Origin of the sequence: Geodermatophilus sp. CPCC 205761 (assembly GCF_051383655.1) — a bacterium.
Lineage (GTDB): Bacteria > Actinomycetota > Actinomycetes > Mycobacteriales > Geodermatophilaceae > Geodermatophilus.
Map to the genome: position 1 here is coordinate 43459 of NZ_JALPKQ010000033.1, position 19823 is coordinate 63281.

Annotated in this window: 16 protein-coding genes; 2 read left to right on the top strand and 14 right to left on the bottom strand. The window is 73.6% G+C overall.

Features of this window, described 5'->3' with window-relative positions; translation table 11 throughout:
• Positions 1 to 21: 21 nt before the first annotated feature.
• From dnaE to lspA, 5 genes are all read right to left on the bottom strand, one after another.
• Positions 22 to 3588: a DNA polymerase III subunit alpha gene (gene dnaE, locus MY526_RS18735; protein WP_436704795.1), complete on the bottom strand. Its 3567-nt coding sequence runs from the start codon at positions 3586 to 3588 to the stop codon at positions 22 to 24.
• Between the two features lie 204 nt (positions 3589 to 3792).
• Entirely contained in the window at positions 3793 to 4218 is a 426-nt protein-coding gene (locus MY526_RS18740) for a GNAT family N-acetyltransferase (protein ID WP_436691501.1), read from the bottom strand.
• Positions 4215 to 4994, bottom strand: coding sequence for a CPBP family intramembrane glutamic endopeptidase (locus tag MY526_RS18745; protein ID WP_436691500.1), 780 nt, complete (start codon positions 4992 to 4994; stop codon positions 4215 to 4217). The genes MY526_RS18740 and MY526_RS18745 overlap by 4 nt, the downstream gene beginning before the upstream one ends.
• Positions 4995 to 5003: 9 nt before the next feature.
• Positions 5004 to 5942 carry an RluA family pseudouridine synthase gene (locus tag MY526_RS18750; RefSeq protein ID WP_436704796.1) on the bottom strand — a complete coding sequence of 313 codons (939 nt, stop codon included), beginning with the start codon at positions 5940 to 5942 and terminating at the stop codon, positions 5004 to 5006.
• A gap of 103 nt (positions 5943 to 6045) precedes the next feature.
• Positions 6046 to 6774, bottom strand: coding sequence for a signal peptidase II (gene lspA, locus MY526_RS18755; RefSeq protein ID WP_436691498.1), 729 nt, complete (start codon positions 6772 to 6774; stop codon positions 6046 to 6048).
• A 98-nt stretch (positions 6775 to 6872) separates the two neighbouring features.
• On the opposite strand from lspA, the gene mqo reads away from it, so the two are divergent.
• Positions 6873 to 8363, top strand: a complete 1491-nt coding sequence (gene mqo, locus MY526_RS18760; protein ID WP_436704797.1) for a malate dehydrogenase (quinone) — start codon at positions 6873 to 6875, stop codon at positions 8361 to 8363.
• Positions 8364 to 8398: 35 nt separating this feature from the next.
• Here mqo and MY526_RS18765 read toward each other — a convergent pair whose 3' ends face one another.
• On the bottom strand, positions 8399 to 9910 hold the full coding sequence (locus MY526_RS18765) for a potassium/proton antiporter (protein WP_436691496.1): 1512 nt from the start codon (positions 9908 to 9910) through the stop codon (positions 8399 to 8401).
• Between the two features lie 122 nt (positions 9911 to 10032).
• Here MY526_RS18765 and ileS point away from each other — a divergent pair, with 122 nt between their 5' ends.
• Positions 10033 to 13209: an isoleucine--tRNA ligase gene (gene ileS / locus MY526_RS18770; RefSeq protein WP_436691495.1), complete on the top strand. Its 3177-nt coding sequence runs from the start codon at positions 10033 to 10035 to the stop codon at positions 13207 to 13209.
• Between the two features lie 66 nt (positions 13210 to 13275).
• On the opposite strand, the gene MY526_RS18775 is transcribed toward ileS, so the two are convergent.
• The 8 genes from MY526_RS18775 to MY526_RS18810 form a co-directional block, all read right to left on the bottom strand.
• The gene (locus MY526_RS18775; protein WP_436691494.1) at positions 13276 to 13995 is read right to left on the bottom strand and encodes a DivIVA domain-containing protein; all 720 of its coding nucleotides are present in this window, start codon (positions 13993 to 13995) and stop codon (positions 13276 to 13278) included.
• Between the two features lie 103 nt (positions 13996 to 14098).
• Positions 14099 to 14398 carry a YggT family protein gene (locus MY526_RS18780; RefSeq protein WP_436691493.1) on the bottom strand — a complete coding sequence of 100 codons (300 nt, stop codon included), beginning with the start codon at positions 14396 to 14398 and terminating at the stop codon, positions 14099 to 14101.
• Positions 14399 to 14452: 54 nt separating this feature from the next.
• Complete coding sequence (locus tag MY526_RS18785; protein ID WP_436691492.1) at positions 14453 to 15301, bottom strand: cell division protein SepF; 849 nt, start codon at positions 15299 to 15301, stop codon at positions 14453 to 14455.
• Positions 15302 to 15333: 32 nt separating this feature from the next.
• Positions 15334 to 16074, bottom strand: coding sequence for a YggS family pyridoxal phosphate-dependent enzyme (locus tag MY526_RS18790; protein ID WP_436704798.1), 741 nt, complete (start codon positions 16072 to 16074; stop codon positions 15334 to 15336).
• 25 nt (positions 16075 to 16099) lie between these two features.
• Positions 16100 to 16831, bottom strand: a complete 732-nt coding sequence (pgeF, locus tag MY526_RS18795; protein WP_436704799.1) for a peptidoglycan editing factor PgeF — start codon at positions 16829 to 16831, stop codon at positions 16100 to 16102.
• A gap of 10 nt (positions 16832 to 16841) precedes the next feature.
• The gene (gene ftsZ / locus MY526_RS18800; RefSeq protein ID WP_436704800.1) at positions 16842 to 18119 is read right to left on the bottom strand and encodes a cell division protein FtsZ; all 1278 of its coding nucleotides are present in this window, start codon (positions 18117 to 18119) and stop codon (positions 16842 to 16844) included.
• Positions 18120 to 18495: 376 nt separating this feature from the next.
• Positions 18496 to 19080 carry a peroxidase-related enzyme gene (locus MY526_RS18805; protein WP_436691488.1) on the bottom strand — a complete coding sequence of 195 codons (585 nt, stop codon included), beginning with the start codon at positions 19078 to 19080 and terminating at the stop codon, positions 18496 to 18498.
• A gap of 21 nt (positions 19081 to 19101) precedes the next feature.
• Positions 19102 to 19823 (bottom strand): cell division protein FtsQ/DivIB (locus MY526_RS18810; protein WP_436704801.1); only part of this gene is annotated, 722 nt, incomplete at its 5' end.

Consider the following 19823-nt stretch of genomic DNA (forward strand, 5'->3'; position numbering starts at 1 on the left):
GTGTCCTCGACCGCACCGCCCTCACAGCAGCGCCACGCTGGTCGGCCCGAGCAGCGCCTTGATGTCGCCCATGAGCGCGGTGCTGGGGCGGACCCGCAGGCCCTGGTCCAGCCGCAGCACGGTCTCCCGGCTGCCGTTGACCAGCTTGAGCTGGACCTCGGTGGTGCCCGGGTGGCTGCCCAGCACCTCGCGCAGCCGCTCGACCACCGGCGGGGTGCAGCGGGCCGCGGCCATCGAGACGAGCACCGGCCCGCGGGGACCCTCGGTGAGCTCGGGGAGGGTGACCTCGGAGCCGAACAGCGAGGGCTGGTCGTCCCGCCGGCTGATCCGGCCCTTGACCACCACGATCTGGTCGCGGACGACCTTCTCCGACACCTCGGCCCACGTCTTCGGGAAGAACAGCACCTCGATGCCCGACTCGAGGTCCTCCACCGTCGCGATGGCCCAGGGCGCGCCCTGCTTGTTGGTGCGCGGGGAGACCGACGTGAGGATGCCGGCGATGGTCACGTTCGCGCCGTCCTCGACGCCGCCGGCGTTGATCTCGGCGATCGGGGTGTCGGCGTGCGCGGTGAGGACGTGCTCGACGCCGTGCAGCGGGTGGTCGGAGACGTAGAGCCCGAGCATGTCCCGCTCGAAGACCAGTCGCTCGGACTTCGACCAGTCCGCCGTCGGGATCACGATGTCCAGCGCCCCGCTGAACGGGTCGTCCTCCGCCGCGCCGTCGCCGAAGCTGCCGAACAGGTCGAACTGCCCCTCGGCCTCCTTGCGCTTGAGCGCCATGGCCGAGTCGACGGCCTGGGCGTGCACCGCGGCGATGCCCTGCCGGGAGTGGCCCATCGAGTCGAAGGCGCCGGCCTTGGCCAGGGACTCGATGACCTTCTTGTTGCAGGCCACCGTGTCGATCTTGCGCATGAAGTCGGCGAAGTCCTTGAAGGCGCCCTTCTCCTCGCGGGCGCGCACGATCGAGTCGACGACGTTGTGCCCGACGTTGCGCACCGACGCCAGGCCGAAGCGGATGTCGGTGCCGACGGCGGTGAAGTCCCAGGAGGACTCGTTGACGTCCGGCGGCAGCACCTTGATGCCCATCCGCCGGCACTCGGCCAGGTAGATCGGCCGGCGCTCCTTGTCGTCGCCGACGCTGGTGAGCAGGCCGGCCATGTACTCGGCCGGGTAGTTGGCCTTGAGGTAGGCGGTCCAGTAGGAGATCAGCCCGTAGGCCGCCGAGTGGGCCTTGTTGAACGCGTAGTCGGCGAACGGGACGAGGATGTCCCAGAGCGTCTTGATCGCGGCGGCGGAGAAGCCGTTGGCCGTCATGCCGGCCTCGAACCCGACGAACTCCGCGTCCAGGACCGACTTCTTCTTCTTGCCCATCGCGCGGCGCAGCAGGTCGGCCTTGCCGAGGGAGTACCCGGCGACCTTCTGCGCGATCGCCATGACCTGCTCCTGGTAGACGATCAGGCCGTAGGTCTGGCCGAGGATCTCCTCCAGCGGCTCCGCCAGTTCCGGGTGGATCGGCGTGATCTCCTGCTGGCCGTTCTTGCGCAGCGCGTAGTTGGTGTGCGAGTTCGCACCCATCGGGCCCGGCCGGTAGAGCGCGCCGACGGCGGAGATGTCCTCGAAGTTGTCCGGGCGCATCAGCCGCAGCAGCGACCGCATCGGGCCGCCGTCGAACTGGAAGACGCCGAGGGTGTCGCCCCGGCCCAGCAGCTCGTAGGTGGCCTTGTCGGTGAGGTCCTTGCTGAGCTCGTCGAGGTCGATCGGCTCCTTGCCGTTGAGCACGATGTTGCGCAGCGCGTCGTCGATGACCGTCAGGTTGCGCAGGCCCAGGAAGTCCATCTTGAGCAGGCCGAGCGTCTCGCAGGTCGGGTAGTCGAACTGCGTGATGACGGCGCCGTCGGCCTCGCGGCGCATGATCGGGATGCTGTCGATCAGCGGGTGGCGGCCGATGATGACGCCGGCGGCGTGCACGCCCCACTGCCGCTTCAGCCCCTCGAGCTTGCGGGCCTGGTCGACGACCTCGGCGGCGCCCGGGTCGGACTCGTACCGGGCGCGGAACTCCGCGGCCTCCTTGTAGCGCGGGTGGGCCGGGTCGAAGATCCCCGACAGCGGGATGTCCTTGCCCATCACGCCCGGGGGCATGAGCTTGGTCAGCTCGTCACCGACCGAGTAGGGCCGGTCGAGCACGCGGGCGGCGTCCTTGATCGCGGCCTTGGCCTTGATCGTCCCGTAGGTGACGATCTGGCTGACCCGCTCCTCGCCGTACTTCTCCGACACGTAGCGGATGACCTCGCCGCGGCGGCGGTCGTCGAAGTCGATGTCGACGTCGGGCATGGAGACGCGCTCGGGGTTGAGGAACCGCTCGAAGATCAGCCCGTGCGCGAGCGGGTCGAGGTCGGTGATGCCCATCGCGTAGGCGGCCAGCGACCCGGCGGCCGAGCCACGGCCGGGACCGACGCGGATGCCGTTGTCCTTGGCCCAGTTGATGAAGTCGGCGACCACGAGGAAGTACCCCGGGAAGCCCATCTGGCAGATGATCCCGGTCTCGTAGTCGGCCTGCTTGCGCACGTGGTCGGGGATCCCGTTCGGCCAGCGCTTGTGCAGCCCGCGCTCGACCTCCTTGATGAACCAGGAGGTCTCGTCCTCCCCCGGCGGCAGCGGGAAGCGCGGCATGAGGTCCGCGCCCTCGGTGAACTGCACCTCGCACTGCTCGGCGATCAGCAGCGTGTTGTCGCAGGCCTCGGCCAGCTCGCCGGGGAACAGCGCGCGCATCTCCGCGGCGCTCTTCAGGTAGTAGCCGTCACCGTTGAACTTGAAGCGGTTCGGCTCGTTGAGCCGCGACCCGGTCTGGATGCACAGCAGGGCGTCGTGGGCCTCGGCGTCCTCCTTGTGCGTGTAGTGCAGGTCGTTGGTCGCCAGCAGCGGGATGCCGAGGTCCTTGGCGATCTGCAGCAGCGCCGGCCGGGTCTTCTTCTCGATCGACAGACCGTGGTCCATCAGCTCGGCGTAGAAGTTCTCCCGCCCGAAGATGTCCTGGAAGTCGGCGGCGGCCTGGCGGGCCTTCTCCTCCTTGCCCGCGCGCAGCCACATGTTGACCTCGCCCGACGGGCACCCGGTGGTGGCGATCAGGCCGGCGCCGTAGCGCTCCAGCAGGTCGCGGTCGAAGCGCGGCTTGCGGTACTGGCCCTCGAGGCTGGCCAGCGACGAGATCCGGAAGAGGTTGTGCATCCCCTCCGTCGTCCGCGCCAGGAGGGTCATGTGGGTGTACGCGGCCTTGCCGCGGTTGGACCCGCCGTCACCCTCCTCGTCGATGAGGTTGTCGCCGAAGTCGAACGGCGCGCGGTCGAACCGCGAGCCGGGCGTGTAGTAGCCCTCCATGCCGATGATCGGCTTCACGCCGGCCGCGTTGGCCTGCTTGTAGAAGTCGTAGGCGCCGAAGACGTTCCCGTGGTCGGTCATCGCCAGCGCCGGCATCCCCTGCTCGGCGGCGGCCTTGGTGACCTCCGGCAGCTTCGCCGCACCGTCGAGCATCGAGTACTCGGTGTGGACGTGCAGGTGCACGAACGAGTCGGACGAGGGGGTGCTGCTCACGGGGGTGCGTGCTCCTCACAGGTCGTGCGTGCCCGGCCGTCGGGATCCGGCGGGCGACCGGCGGGGAAGACCGGCGGTGCTGTGGTCCGGGGTGCGGGCCGGGGGATGACCCGATCCTCGCACCACGGAGGTCTACTCCGGGGGACCGACAGAACGTGTCTCGCCACAGGCGGACCGATCGGTCACAGCGGCCCCGCGGGCCCGTCAGGTCAGGTCCCGGCGCATCGTGACGTGCGCGATGCCGGCCTCCTCGTACTCCTCCCCCACCGCGACGTAGCCGGCCCGCTCGTAGAAGCGGCGGGCGGTCAGCTGGGCGTGCAGCTCGACCTCGGCCAGCCCCAGCCGCCGCGCCTGCCGGTGCAGCACGGCGAGGACGGCGGCGCCGTGGCCCCGGCCCCGGACGGACGCGTCGACCGCCATCCGGCCGATCACCGCCCGCCCGTCGCGGACCAGCAGGCGCCCGGTGGCGACCACCCGGCCGTCGTCGTCCCGGGCGAGGGCGTGCACCGCGGTGGCGTCGTGCTCGTCCTGCTCGATCTCGGCCGGCACGCCCTGCTCCTCGACGAAGACCCGGGTGCGCAGCGCGAGGATCTCCGGCCGGTCGGCGGCCGTCGCCAGGTCGGCCCTCACCGGGCGCCCGCCGGGAGGGCGCTGGCCGGCACGAGCAGGAACCGCAGGTCGATGAGGACGTGCAGCAGGACCGGCAGCAGCAGCGACCCGGTGTCCAGGTACAGCGCGGCCATCACGCCCCCGAGGACGCCGGTGGTGAGCACCCCCGCCACGCCCTGGTAGGCGTGCGCCAGCCCGAAGCCGGCCGCGCCGACCGCGACCAGCACCGGCGTCGACAGCCCGCCGGCCACCGCGGCCGCGACGGCCAGGAAGAACCCGCGGTACAGCCACTCCTCGCAGACGCCGGCGGTGACCCCGACGACGGTGAACAACCGGCGTTCGGCCCCGGTGCGCGGGAGCAGCGCCAGCGTCGCGTGGACCTGCGGCTCGGCGTGCCGCCCCTCGCCCGGCCGCCGGACCTGCGCGGCGGCCACCGCCAGCGCCCCGGACCGCAGCGCCCGCGTGGAGAGGACCACGAACACCAGCACGAGGACGGCGGCCACCCCGGAGACCGGCCCCGGCCACGACTGCGGCCAGCGCAGCCCGACCCCCGCGGCGTCGACGCCGGGCGCGGACAGCCAGACCACCAGGGCCAGCAGGGCCAGTCCCCACTCCAGGACGAGCAGCCGCCGGTAGAACGAGCGGCGGGCGCCGTCGTCGGTGCGCAGCCGGCCCTCGAACCGGCGGTGCAGCACGTGGCCGACCAGCGGCTCCCCCAGCACCAGGTAGCCGGCGACGGCGACCGCCGACAGCGCGGCCGGGCCGTAGTCGGCGAGTGAGCCGGGCAGCCCGTCCACCGCCGGGCCTCAGCTCTCGGCGCGCAGGATGTCGAGCGCGCCGGCCAGATCGGGCGGGTACGGGCTGGTGAACTCCATCCAGTGGCCGTCGGCCGGGTGCGGGATGCCCAGCCGGACGGCGTGCAGCCACTGTCGCGAGACCCCGAGCCGGGCGGCCAGCGTCGGGTCGGCCCCGTAGGTCGTGTCGCCGACGCACGGGTGGCGCAGCGCGGAGAAGTGCACCCGGATCTGGTGAGTGCGGCCGGTCTCCAGCCGGATGTCGACCAGGCTGGCCGCCGGGAAGGCCTCCACCACCTCGTAGTGGGTGACCGACGGGCGCCCGCCCTGGACGACGGCGAACCGCCAGTCGTGCTTGGGGTGCCGGTCGATCGGCGCGTCGATGGTGCCGCGGGAGGGGTCGGGGTGCCCCTGGACGAGGGCGTTGTACCCCTTCTCCACGGTGCGCTCCTTGAACGCCGCCTTGAGCAGCGTGTACGCCCGCTCGCTCTTGGCCACGACCATGAGCCCCGTGGTGGCGGCGTCCAGCCGGTGGACGACGCCCTGCCGCTCGGCCGCCCCCGAGGTGGAGACGCGGTAGCCGGCCGCGGCGAGGCCACCGACGACGGTGGGCCCCTCCCAGCCGGGGCTGGCGTGCGCGGCCACCCCGACGGGCTTGTCGACCACCACGATGTCGTCGTCGTCGTGGACGACGGTGAGCCCGGCGACCGGCTCCGGCGCGGTGGGTTCGCCCGGCGGCGGGGGTAGCTCGACCTCCAGCCAGCCGCCTCCGGTGACCCGGTCGCCCTTGCCGCGGACCCGCCCGTCGATCAGCACCCGCCCGCCGTCGGCGAGGTCGGCGGCGGCCGTGCGCGACAGCCCGAACAGCCGGGACAGGGCCTGGTCGACGCGCTGGCCCTCCAGCCCGTCCGGCACCGGGAGCGCGCGGTGCTGGCCCGGGGAGTCGATCACGGCACCCATCGTGACAGAGGAAGGACCGCGTCCTCCTCACCCCTGGCAGGCTCGCGGCGAGCCTCTGGACGGGGCCGGGACCCGCGCATCGCCGCCGGAGCGGTCAGGGGTGGGCCGGGCCGCCGTCGCGCGCGGCCCGGTCGCCGGACGTCCGGGAGCCGTCGAACTCGATCCCGCGCAGGGCCAGCAGCACCCCGAGGATGCCGCCGCAGACGATCGCGGAGTCGGCGACGTTGAAGATCGGGTAGACCTGCCCGTCCGGGGCGAAGACGGAGACGAAGTCGACGACGCCGCCGCGGAGGAACCCGGGCTCGCGGAAGACGCGGTCGACCAGGTTGCCGACGGCGCCCCCGAGCACCAGACCCAGCGCGACCGCCCACGCGGTGGAGAACAGCCGGCGGGCGGTGCGGACGATCACCACCGCCACCGCGACGGCGATCAGCGTGAAGACCACGGTGAAACCCTCCGCGAAGGAGAAGGCGGCACCGGTGTTGCGTGCGTGGGTGAGGTACACCGCGCCGCCCAGCAGCCGGATGTTCTCGCCCGCGTCGATCGTGGCGACGACGAGCAGCTTGGTCCCGAGGTCGGCCAGCAGCACCGCCGTCGCCAGGAGGAGCAGCAGCCGGGTGCGCGGCCGCCGCCGGGCGTCGTCCGCGGGTCCGGTCGCCCGGTCGCCGCCGTCCTCGGGCTCGCTGCGTTCGGACAGGACGGGCTCCTCGGTCGTGGCTCCTGCGGCCGGCTGCCGCGCCTCCCGACGATAGCCGCGCCCGCGCCGGGCCCCGCCGCACCGAGCGGCCGGGCGCGCATCCGGGGCCGCGGTGATCCGTCTCATGCCGGTGTGCGACGGATCTCACAACGCCGGGTGACATGTTCTGCGCAGAAAAGGCCGAAGTTGGAGGGGATCGTCATCCCCGAGCCCGGAAGGCCGACGTGTCCACCGACCTCGCACCATCGACCGACCCCGACGTGGTCCTCGTGGGCGGCGGCATCATGAGCGCGACCCTCGCGTCGCTGCTCGGTGTCGTGGCCCCCGACTGGAGCGTCACCCTCTTCGAGTCCGGCCCCGACGTGGCCGCCGAGAGCTCGGACGCCTGGAACAACGCCGGGACCGGTCACGCGGCCCTCTGCGAGCTCAACTACACGCCGGCCGGCCCGGACGGGTCGGTGGACATCAGCAAGGCCGAGACGATCAACGAGCAGTTCCAGGTGTCGCGCCAGTTCTGGTCGCACCTGGTCCGCTCGGGCCTGACCGGGGCGCCGAAGGAGTTCATCACCCCGGTCCCGCACGTCGGCTTCGTCACCGGCGAGGACGGCCGCGCGTACATGCGCAACCGGTACGCGGCGATGTCCGCCTCCCCGCTGTTCGCCGGCCTGGAGTACACCGACGACGCCACCGAGCTGGCCGGGTGGCTGCCGCTGATGATGGCCGGCCGCCCCGCCGGCGAGGTCGTCGCGGCCACCCGCTCGTCCGCCGGCACCGACGTGGACTTCGGCGCGCTGACCCGGCTGCTGATCGAGGCGGCCGAGGAGCGCGGCGTGCACGTGCACGTGCACCAGCGGGTCACCGGCGTGGAGCGCCGCACCGACGGCCGCTGGACGGTCACGATCACCGACGCGCTCACCGGCGAGGAGCGCACCGTGCGCACCCGCTTCCTCTTCGTCGGGGCCGGCGGCGGCGCGCTGCCGCTGCTGCAGCGGGCCGGCATCCCCGAGATCCGCGGCTTCGGCGGCTTCCCGGTCAGCGGCAAGTTCCTGCGCACCGGCTCGCCCGAGCTGGTGTCGGCGCACCAGGCGAAGGTCTACGGGCAGGCCGCCGTCGGCGCGCCGCCGATGTCGGTGCCGCACCTGGACCTGCGGCTGATCGACGGCGACCACTCGCTGCTGTTCGGCCCCTACGCCGGCTTCTCCCCCAAGTTCCTCAAGGCCGGCTCGCTGTTCGACCTGCCCCGCTCGGTCCGCGGCCACAACCTCGGCTCGATGCTGGGCGTGGCCAAGGACAACGTGCCGCTGACCCGGTACCTGATCACCGAGCTGCTCAAGGGCGGCAGGTCGCGGCACAACACGCTGACCGAGTTCGTGCCCGAGGCCGAGGCGGCCGACTGGGAGCTCATCACCGCGGGACAGCGGGTGCAGGTCATCAAGCGCGACGCCGCCGGCCACCCGGTGCTGCAGTTCGGCACCGAGCTGGTCGTCGGCGGCGAGGGCACCATCGCCGGCCTGCTGGGCGCCTCCCCCGGCGCCTCGACGGCGGTCTCGGCGATGCTGACCGTGCTCGAGCGCTGCTTCCCGGACCGGATCGACGCCTGGCGGCCGTCGCTGCAGGAGGCGATCCCCTCCTACGGCCGCCGGCTGGTCGACGACCCGGCGCTGCTGGCCGAGGTCCGCGCGGAGACGATGCAGACCCTCGAGCTCAACGGCTGACCCGACCGAGGGGCAGAGATGGCCATGTCTGCCCCTCAGTCGATCTCGGTGGCGCCGCCGGTCTCGCCGCGCCAGCTGGCCAGCCGGCCGGCGCGGCTGACCGCCCGCAGCCGTCGCTCGGCCTCCAGCCGGGACCGCCGCGCCGACACCAGCAGCGCCTGGTCGCCGCGCATCAGGCGGGTGCTCGCGTCGGGCACGAACGGCCGGCCGTCGCGGACGATGAGGACCACGGCGGCGTCGTCGGGCAGGCGCAGCTCCGGGAGGTAGACGCCGTGCAGCCGGGACCCGGCGGGCACGGTCACCTGGAGCAGGTCGGCGTCCAGCTCGTCCAGCGGCGCGGACTCGACGTCGACGTCCCGCGGGGTCACCGGCGCGGCGATGCCCAGCCGCCGCGCCACCCAGGGCAGCGACCAGCCCTGGATCAGGGTGAAGACGACGACCAGCACGAAGACGGTGTCGAAGATGACCAGGGCGTCCGGCACACCGGCGGCGACCGGGAAGGTCGCCAGGACGATCGGGACCGCGCCGCGCAGCCCGGCCCACGAGATGAACGCCTGCTGCGACAGCGGCATGCGGAACCACACGAGGCTGGCCAGCACCGACAGCGGCCGGGCCACCAGCAGCAGCGCCCCGCCGACGAGGAGCGCCGGCAGCAGGGCCTCGTCCAGCCGGGTCGGCGACGCCAGCAGCCCGAGCATCACGAACAGCCCGATCTGCGCCAGCGAGGCCATGCCCTCGGCGAAGCCGATGCTCGCCGAGCGGTGCGGCAGCGCGGCGTTGCCGAGCGCGACCCCGGCCAGGTAGACCGCGACGAAGCCGGAGGTGTGCGCCAGGGACGCCGCGGAGAACGCCAGCACGCACAGCGCGAGGGTCGCCAGCGGGTAGAAGCCGGCGAGCGGGAGGGCCACCCGGCGCAGCAGCTCCGCACCGCCGAGCCCGACGGCCGCGCCGATGGCCGCCCCACCGACCAGCTCCACCACGATCTCCAGCGCCACCAGCCACCAGGCGTGCGCCTCGGCGCCGGTGAGGTAGGCCGAGAGCGCCGTCACCAGCAGGATCGCCGGGGCGTCGTTGAGCCCGCTCTCGGCCTCGATCGACGCGGCCAGCCGGCGCGGGAGGGGCAGCCGGCGCAGGGCGGCGAACACGGCGGCGGCGTCGGTCGACCCGATGACCGCGCCGAGCAGCAGGGCGAAGGCCCAGGGGAAGTCGAGCAGCCAGACCGTGATGCCCGCCGTGACGCCCACGCTCACCAGGACGCCGATCGTGGCCAGGGACACCCCCGGCCCGATCGCCCGCCGGACGTCGTGCCACCGGGTGGTGAGACCGCCCTCGGCGAGGATGACCACCAGCGCCGCGACGCCGAGGGTGGAGGTGAGCTGCACGTCCTCGAAGTCGACGCCCACGCCGTTCTCGCCGAGCGCAATGCCGAGGGCCAGGTAGATCAGCAGGCTGGGCAGCCCCAGCCGGTCGGCCAGCCGCAGCGCGACCGCCGCCACGAGGACGACCAGCGCCCCGGCCGCGAGCCCGACGGTGACGGTCGTGTTCACCGCGGGGCCCTGTCCACCTCCGCAGTCTCCCGTACGCCGGTCGCGCGCCCGTGACCTCCGGCTGCGGACCGGGGTCGGGCACCGCCGCCGGTCCCCCGCGGGCCTCGGGGATGATGGACGGCGTGAGTTCTCCAGGCCCCTTCCGCGCACTGCCCCCTCAGGTCGACCTGCCCGCCCTCGAGCAGGAGATCCTGGGCCGCTGGGAGGCGGAGAAGGTCTTCGCGCGCACGCTAGACACCTCGGCCGGCAAGCCGCAGTGGAACTTCTACGAGGGCCCGCCGACCGCCAACGGCCGCCCCGGCACCCACCACATCGAGGCCCGTGTCTTCAAGGACGTGTTCCCGCGGTTCAAGACGATGCAGGGCTGGCACGTGCCCCGTCGCGCCGGGTGGGACTGCCACGGCCTGCCGGTCGAGATCGCCGTCGAGCAGGAGCTGGGCTTCGCCGGGAAGCCCGACATCGAGCGCTACGGCATCGCCGAGTTCAACGCCCGCTGCCGGGAGTCCGTCGAGCGGCACGTCGACGCGTTCACGGGCCTGACCCGCCGGATGGGCTACTGGGTCGACATGTCCACGGCCTACTGGACGATGGACCCGGCCTACATCGAGAGCGTCTGGTGGTCGCTCAAGCAGGTCTTCGAGAAGGGCCTGCTGGTCGAGGACCACCGGGTCGCCCCCTACTGCCCCCGGTGCGGCACCGGCCTGTCCGACCACGAGGTCGCCCAGGGGTACGAGTCGATCACCGATCCCTCGGTCTACGTGCGGCTGCCGGTCACCAGCGGCGAGTGGGCCGGCAAGGCCGACCTGCTGATCTGGACGACGACGCCGTGGACGCTGCCGTCCAACACCGCGGTCGCCGTCCACCCGGACGTCCCCTACGTCGTGGCACGGCGCGGCGACGACACCCTGGTCGTGGCCGAGCCGCTGCTGGGTGCCGTCTTCGGCGACACCGACGACGTCGAGGTGCTGGCCCGCACCACCGGCCGGGAGTGGGAGCGGGTGCACTACCAGCGGCCGTTCGAGCTGGTCGACTTCCCCGAGGGCCCCGACGGCGGTCCGGTCGACGCGCACTTCGTCGTCCTGGCCGACTACGTGACCACCGAGGACGGCACCGGCCTGGTGCACCAGTCCCCCGCCTTCGGCGCCGACGACCTCGCCGTGTGCCGCGCCTACGGGCTGCCCGTGGTCAACCCGATCGACCCGTCCGGGCACTTCCTGCGCGAGGTCCGGCTGGTCGGCGGCCGGTTCTTCAAGGCGGCCGACGACGAGCTGCTCGTCGACCTCGAGCACCGCGGTGTGCTGTGGCGCGAGCAGCGGTACGAGCACAGCTACCCGCACTGCTGGCGCTGCCACACGCCGCTCATGTACTACGCGCAGCCCTCCTGGTACATCCGGACGAGCGCGGTGAAGGACCAGCTGCTCGCCGAGAACGAGAAGACGCACTGGCACCCGGAGCACATCCAGTGGGGCCGCTACGGCGACTGGCTGCGCAACAACGTCGACTGGGCGCTGTCCCGGGACCGGTACTGGGGCACGCCGCTGCCGATCTGGCGCAACGACGCCGACCCGTCGCGCGTGGTGGCGGTGGGGTCGCTGGCCGAGCTGTCGGAGCTGTCCGGGCGCGACCTGTCCGACCTCGACCCGCACCGGCCGTTCATCGACGACGTCACCTTCACGCTCCCCGGCGAGGAGGGCACCTTCCGGCGGGTGCCGCAGGTGATCGACGCCTGGTACGACTCCGGGGCCATGCCCTTCGCCCAGTGGGGCGCGCCGTACCGGAACCAGGCGGAGTTCGAGGCGGCCTACCCGGCGCAGTTCATCTGCGAGGCGATCGACCAGACCCGCGGCTGGTTCTACTCGCTGATGGCCGTGGGCACGCTGGTGTTCGACCGGAGCTCGTACGAGAACGTGCTGTGCCTGGGCCACATCCTGGCCGAGGACGGCCGGAAGATGAGCAAGCACCTGGGCAACATCCTCGAGCCGATCCCGCTCATGGACCGGCACGGCGCCGACGCCGTCCGCTGGTTCATGCTGGCCGGCGGCTCGCCGTGGTCGGCGCGCCGGGTGGGCCACGAGACGCTGTCCGAGGTGGTCCGCAAGGTGCTGCTCACCTACTGGAACACCGCGAGCTTCTTCACCCTGTACGCCGACACGAACGGCTGGGACCCGCGCTCGACGCCGGCCCCCGCGCGGGCCGAGCGGCCGCTGCTCGACCGCTGGGCGCTGGCCGAGCTGGCTGCGGTGACCGAGGGGGTCACCACCGCCCTCGAGGACTTCGACACCCAGGGCGCCGGACGCCTGCTCGCCGAGTTCGTCGACGACCTCTCCAACTGGTACGTGCGCCGCTCGCGGCGCCGGTTCTGGGACGGCGACGCCGCCGCCCTGGCCACGCTGCACGAGGTGCTCGACGGGCTGACCCGGCTGATGGCGCCGTTCACCCCGTTCGTCACCGAGGAGGTGTGGGCCCGGGCGGTCGCCCCGGGCGTGCCCGACGCGGTCGACAGCGTCCACCTCACCTCGTGGCCGCTGGTGGACGCCGGGGCGCGGGACGACGAGCTGGTGGCGCAGGTGGCTCTGGTGCGCCGGCTGGTCGAGCTGGGCCGTTCCGCCCGGACGTCGGCCAAGGTGCGCACCCGCCAGCCGCTGGCCCGCGCCGTCGTCGCCGCCCCCGGCTGGTCGGCGCTGCCCGGCGAGCTGGTCGCCGAGATCGCCGACGAGCTGAACGTCCAGGGGCTGCTCGACCTCTCCGCGGTCGGCGGCGACCTCGTCGACGTCAGCGTGAAGATCGACTTCCGCGCGGTCGGCCGGCGGCTGGGCAAGCAGGTGCAGGCCGTCGCCAAGGCGGTCGCTGCGGCCGACCCGGCCGCCCTGGTCGCCGCCTACCGGGCGGGCACCGCCACCGTCGAGGTCGACGGCGCCCCGGTGCCGCTGGAGGAGGGCGACCTGGTCGTCACCGAGACCCCGCGCGAGGGCTGGACGGTCGCCAGCGGCGGCGGGCTCACCGTGGCGCTGGACCTCCAGCTCACCCCGGAGCTGGAGCGGGCCGGGCTGGTGCGCGAGGCCGTCCGGCTGGTGCAGGAGGCCCGCAAGAGCAGCGGTCTGGCCGTCAGCGACCGGATCGAGCTGTGGTGGACCGCCGAGGACTCCACCGACCCCATGGCCGAGGCGCTCCGCGAGCAGGCCGACCAGGTCGCTGCCGAGGTGCTGGCGGTGCGGGTGCACGCCGGCACCGCGGGCTCCGGCGCCGGCCTCGAGGGGCCCGGCGGGTCGCGCTTCTGGCTGGCCCGCGCGACGGACTAGCCGCGCGAACGCGAGAGCGGCCCCCGGACGGATCGTCCGGGGGCCCCTCTCACGTCAGGCCGTTCGTCAGGCCGGGGCGTGCTGGTTCTGCCGGCTGTTGGACGCCGGCTCGGCCGAGCCGCGGCTGTCCAGGTCGCGCAGGTGCGACTCGAGGTAGGACCGCAGCCGGGTGCGGTACTCGCGCTCGAAGGTGCGCAGCTCCTCGATCTTGCGCTCCAGGCTGCTCTTCTTCTCCTCGAGCGTGCCCATGACCTCGGTGTGCCGGCGCTCGGCGTCCTGGTCGAGGGCCGCGGCCTTGGCGCGGGCCTCGCGCTCCATCGTCTCCGACCGGGTGCGGGCGTCGTTGACCATCGAGTCGGCGCGCATCTTCGCCTCGCTGACCATCTGCTCGCTCTTGGCCCGCGCGTCGGTGACCATGCGCTCGCTGTTGGTCTTGGCGGACACGACCATCTGGTCGGCCTGCGCCTTGGCCTCGTTGACGTACCGGTCCGCGGTCTCGGTGGCCAGGGCCAGCATCCGCGAGGCGCGGGCGCTGTCGTCCTCCCGCGGGGCGGGCGGAGGCGGCGGCGGGGCGGCCGCGGGGGCCGGCGCCTCGACGCTCTCGGCGCGCGGCGTGCGGCCGGTGGCCGAACCGGCGCGGAGCTCGTTGTTCTCCTCGATCAGCCGGGCCAGCTCGGCCTCCACCACGTCGAGGAACGCGTCGACCTCGTCCTCGTCGTAGCCGCGTTTGCCGATCGGAGGCTTCTTGAAGACGACGTTGTGCACGTCGGCAGGCGTGAGTGGCATCGGGGTCACCTCGGGTCGGACTGCGGGAACAGGGACGTTCTCGGACGAGCGACGGCGGACCACACCCGGCCCCCGGTGACGCCGTCCTCAGGGGACTCAGCGGTCACACGGCGCCCCGTGCGAGGCTGTCCACGATCCCCTTCAGGATGTACACGGCGATCAGGAGCACCATAAACCCGAGGTCCAGCCGGATGGTGCCCAGGTTCAGGGGCGGGATGACCTTCCGAATGGCCTTGAGGGGCGGGTCGGTCGTGGCGTAGACGACCTCGAGACCCGCCGCCACCAGCCCCGACGGCCGCCAGCTGCGCGCCAGCACCATGACCCAGTCGACGACGAACCGTGCGAAGAGCAGGACGAGGAAGACGAGCAGCACCGATGAGACGATCTGCCAGAAGAGAGCCACGGTCCTCGTTCGTTCAGGGCACTCCGCGTGCCGGGTCCACTCCTGCCGTCGGCCTCAGGGCTGGCTGAGGAACCCGCCTTCGCGGATCCGCGCCTTGTCCTCGGCCGTCACGTCGACGTCCCTCGGGCTGAGCAGGAACACCTTGTTCGTGACGCGCTCGATACTACCGCGCAGACCGAAGGACAGACCTGCAGCGAAGTCGACGAGGCGCTTCGCGTCGGCGTCGTTCATCTCGGTGAGGTTCATGATGACCGGCATCCCGTCGCGGAAGTTCTCGCCGATCTGGCGGGCCTCGTTGTACGTGCGCGGGTGCAGCGTGGTGATCCGGTAGGGCTTCGGCGCCGGGGCGGGGGCCGGCGCGGGGGTCGGCTCCGGGGTCGCGGCCACCGGCTCGCGGACGGCGAGACCCGCGGCGCCCGAGGCGGACGAGCCACCGCCGAGGCCGGGCGTGGACGTGCTGCCGATCCCGGGCGTGGACGCGCTGCCGAGCCCGGCACCGGCCGAACCGCCGATACCGGCGCCGGCGGTGCCACCGAGGCGCGTGGAGCGGTCGGCGCCCACCGAGGGGGCGAGGCCGATGTTCCGGCCCGCGCCGGCGGTGGTGCGGCGGGGCAGGGCCACCGGCTCGGGGTCCGGCGCCGGCAGCTCGGGCTCGAGGTCGGCCTCGTAGTCGTCGGCGCGGTAGTCGGTGGCGTAGCGGTCGCCGGCGTCGTAGGGGTCGTCGTACGCGTCGTCCGAGGCGTACCGGCCGTAGCGGCGGTCGTCGAGCCGGCGGTCGTCCGGACGACGGTCGTCGTGCCGGTCGTAGTCGGCCTGCCGGGCGTCGTACCGGCCGTAGGCGCGAGCGTCGTCGTCCTCGACGAGCCCGAGGTAGATGCCCATCTTCCGCATGGCTCCGGCCATCAGCCCTCCCCCTCTGGTGAACAGCGCGTCGGTCACCCGGGTTCGTGGGACCCGTGTGACTGGTGTGACTCGTCCTCTGGGGAGGGTAGGGGGCGCTCCCCGAAGACGGCAGTTCCGACACGCACGAGTGTGCTGCCGGCCGCGATCGCCTCCTCGAGGTCCGCGCTCATCCCCGCCGAGATCTCGCCGGCCTCCGGGTGGTCGGCCCGCACACGGTCGGCCAGGGTGGCCAGGCGGGCGAACGCCGGTCCCGGCTCGACGTCCCGGGGGGCCACCGCCATGAGGCCGCGGAGCCGCAGGCCCTCCTCGACCGCGACCGCGTCGGCCAGCCCGGGAACGGCGTCGGGGTCGGCGCCGCCCCGGGCCGCCAGCTCCCCCTCCGGCCCGCCGAGATCGACCTGGAGGAAGACCTCGACGGCGTGCCCGGCCTCGGCGCCGGCCCGGCCGAGGGCCCGGGCGAGCGGGAGCCGGTCGACCGAGTGCACCACCGCGCCCAGGCGGGCGACGGCGGCGGCCTTGTTGCGCTGCAGCTGGCCCACGAAGTGCCAGCGGAGCGGGAGGTCGGTCAGCTCCGCGGCCTTGGTGACGAGCTCCTGGGCCCGGTTCTCGCCGAAGTCGGCCTGCCCCAGCGCGGCCAGCCCGCGGACCGCCGCGGCGGGCCAGGTCTTGCTCACCGCGAGCAGCCCGACGGAGGCGGGGTCGCGGCCGGCCGCCCGTGCCGCGGCGTCGATGCGGGCCCGCACCGCGCGCAGCCGGTCCGCCGGGGAGGTCATGCGCCGATCCTCCCCGATCGCCGGATCACCCGAGCCAGACCACGCCCGCCTGGCGGCCCGTCACGCCGTCGCGCCGGTGGGAGAACAGGAAGCGGTCCTCGACGGTGCACCGCGGGTCGTGCACCACCTGGCCGACGCCCGCGCCGCGGAGCACCTCGGCCAGCCCGGCGCGCAGGTCCAGCCCGGGTGTCCCCCGGCGGGTCCGGACCGCCGCCGCCGGCGCCACCCGGGCCACCTCGGCCTGCATGGCCCGTGGCACCTCGTAGCAGGCGCCGCAGACGGCCGGGCCGAGCAGCGCGGTGACGTCGGCCGGCCGGCTGCCCAGCCCCCGCATCGCGGCCAGTGCCGCGGGGACGACGCCCTGCCGGACGCCCTCCCGGCCGGCGTGCACGGCGGCCACCACCCCCGCTGCGGGATCGGCCATCAGGACCGGCACGCAGTCGGCCACGAGGGCGCACAGCACGAGGCCGGGCGTCCGGGTGACGAGGGCGTCGGTGGCCGGCAGCGGCCCGTCGGGTGGGCCGTCCACCACCGCCACGCCCGTCCCGTGCACCTGGTCCATCCAGACCAGCCGGGACGTGTCCACGCCCAGCTCGCGGGCCAGGCGGTCCCGGTTGGCGGCGACGTCGGCTGGGTCGTCACCGACGTGTCCGCCGAGGTTGAACGACTCGTAGGGCGAACGGGACCGGCCGCCCCGCCGGTCGGTGACGACCCGTCGGGGTCGCACCGCCTGCGGGGCGGCCGGTGACGAGGTCACGGGGCTCCTCCTACTGGCGGAGGAACTCCGGGATGTCGAGCTCCTCCTCGAAGTCCTCGCTCGACAGCGGCCGGCGGGCGCCGCCCGAGCCGGAGCTCGGGACCGGCGGGAGCGGGGGCACGGTGATGCCGCCGCCGACCGCCGGGCGCTGCGGCATCTGCGAGGTGGACGGCAACGACGCCGGCGGGGTCGACGCGGAGCCGACCAGGCGCTCGCCGGTGGGCGCCGGCGAGGCCGCGGTCACCGGCTGCGGGTGCATCGGCATCCGGGAGGTGACCGGCGGGGCCACGGGGGGCGCCGTCGGCAGCGACGTCGTGCCCGCGTTCTTCCGGTCGCTCGGCTTGCCGCCGTCGAAGCCCGCGGCGATGACGGTGACCCGCACCTCGTCACCCAGGGCGTCGTCGATCACGGCACCGAAGATGATGTTGGCGTCGGCGTGCGCGGCGTCCGACACCAGCGAGGCGGCCTCGTTGATCTCGAACAGGCCCAGGTCCGAGCCACCGGAGATCGACAGCAGGACGCCGTGGGCGCCCTCCATCGAGGCCTCCAGCAGCGGGCTGGCGATCGCCTGCTCCGCGGCCAGCAGCGCCCGGTTGTCCCCGCGCGCGCTGCCGATGCCCATCAGCGCCGAGCCCGCGCCGGACATGACCGACTTGACGTCGGCGAAGTCCAGGTTGATCAGGCCGGGCGTGGTGATCAGGTCGGTGATGCCCTGGACACCGGAGAGCAGCACCTGGTCGGCGGTGCGGAAGGCGTCCATGACGCTGACGTTCCGGTCACCGAGCTGCAGCAGCCGGTCGTTGGGGATGACGATGAGCGTGTCGCACTCGTTGCGCAGCTCCTCGATGCCCGACTCGGCCTGCACGGCCCGCCGCTTGCCCTCGAAGGAGAACGGACGGGTGACCACGCCGATGGTGAGGGCGCCGAGCTTGCGCGCGATCGAGGCGACGACGGGCGCGCCGCCGGTGCCGGTGCCACCACCCTCGCCCGCCGTCACGAAGACCATGTCGGCGCCCTTGAGCACCTCTTCGATCTCCTCGCGGTGGTCCTCGGCGGCCTGCCGCCCGACGTCGGGCTGGGCGCCGGCGCCCAGCCCGCGGGTCAGCTCGCGACCGACGTCGAGCTTGACGTCGGCGTCGCTCATCAGCAGCGCCTGCGCGTCGGTGTTGATGGCGATGAACTCGACCCCCTTGAGGCCGACCTCGATCATCCGGTTCACCGCGTTCACACCGCCGCCGCCGATGCCGACGACCTTGATGACCGCGAGGTAGTTGTGCGGAGGTGTCATGTTGGGGCTCCCGACCTCGACCCTCATCCTCAAGTAAAGCCTTATAGTTATGTCAACTGGGTCGACGCGGCTGAAGTTAGGTGGGCCGCCGCACGCCCTACAAGCACCCTCCCGGGACCGGCGTGTCGGGCCGGCGGCTTCGCACCGATCCCACCGGACCCAGTGGTCACTCAGACACCACTGACAGTGACGACCCGCGCCGTGAACGTCTCATGTGGTGGTTGATGGCCGGGACACGCCGGGTCCTCGGAACTCGGAAAAGTGATGCTGCGCGTCGGGCGTGTCGTGGAGCCGCGCGTGTCGGTTCGGGCTGGTCAGGACGCCGCTGCGGAGCCGGGGGGCCACCGTGTGCGAGCACGGCCGGCGCCCGGACCGCTCACTGCCGCGGGATGCGGCCCATGAGGTAGAACTCGTCGTTCGGCGGGATGGCCGCCCAGTGCGCGAGCCGGTTCGACAGCGCGAACAACGACACGATCGCGCCGACGTCCCACACGTCGTCCTCCGTCAGGCCGTGCCCGCGCAGCCGGTCCAGGTCGGCCGCCGTCACCTCGGCCGGTCGCACGGCGAGGCGCACGGCCACGTCGAGGACGGCGTGCACCCGGTCCGGCAGCGGCGCCTTGCGCCAGTCGACGGCCACCTGGTCGGCGATGTGCGGGTCCCGGGCGCGGATGCGGGCGATCGCACCGTGCGCGACGACGCAGTAGAGGCAGTCGTTGGCCGCGCTGGTGGCGACCACGATCAGCTCACGCTCGGCCTTCGACAGGCCGGGGGTCTCCTTGTCCATGAGCGCGTCGTGCAGGGCGAAGAACGCCGCGGCCTCGGCCGGCCGCCAGGCCAGCGCGCCGAAGACGTTGGGCAGGAAACCCGAGCGCTCCTCGACGTCGGCGTAGCGCTCGCGCAGCTCCGGGGCGAGCTCGTCGGCGGTCGGGACGGGGAACCGGCTGATCGGCGAGGACGTCACGGGGACAGCCTTCCCCGCCGTTCAGCGGAGGACCACCGCCGAGGGCGCGCTGACGTCGATGGTGTCCGCGGGCTCGAGCGTCCCGGCGGCGAGCTGGCCGAGCAGGGCGACGAGCGCGGCGGCCTTGTCCCCGGCCTCCTCCGCGCTCCCCCACAGCACCGTGGTGCCGTCCACGAGGGTGAGGGTGACGTCCTCGGCCGAGGTGGCCGTGGCCGAGAGGACCCCCGCGCGGACGTCGGCCGGCAGCGCCACCAGCGCGGCGAGGACGGCGCGCGTGGCGCGGTCGTCGGGACCGGGGTCGGCGACCTCCAGCGGGACGACGCCGACCGGCGGCGGACCGGTCACCGTGTCGAAGAGCACGCCGCCGGCGTCGACCAGGGTGCGGCTGCCGGCCTCGTCGACGACGGCGACCGGGACCCGCTCGACCACGGTGATGACGACGCTGCGCGGCCAGCCGCGGGTGACCTCCACCGAGGCGACCTGCGGCAGCCGGGCGACCCGTGCCCGGGCGGCGTCGACGTCCACCCGCAGCAGGGGCGTGCCCTCCGCGACCCCGGCCACCTCGATCACCTCGTCCGCGGTGAGGGAGCCCGCGCCGTCGACCCGGACCTCGGAGACGGCGAGCACGGGGCTCGCCCACAGCAGCCAGACGAGCACCAGGACCGCGGCCAGGCCGGCACCGGCGCGCAGCAGCAGCCGGCGGCGCCGGTCGCGCGGGCTGTCCCGGCGCCGGCGCGCGGGCG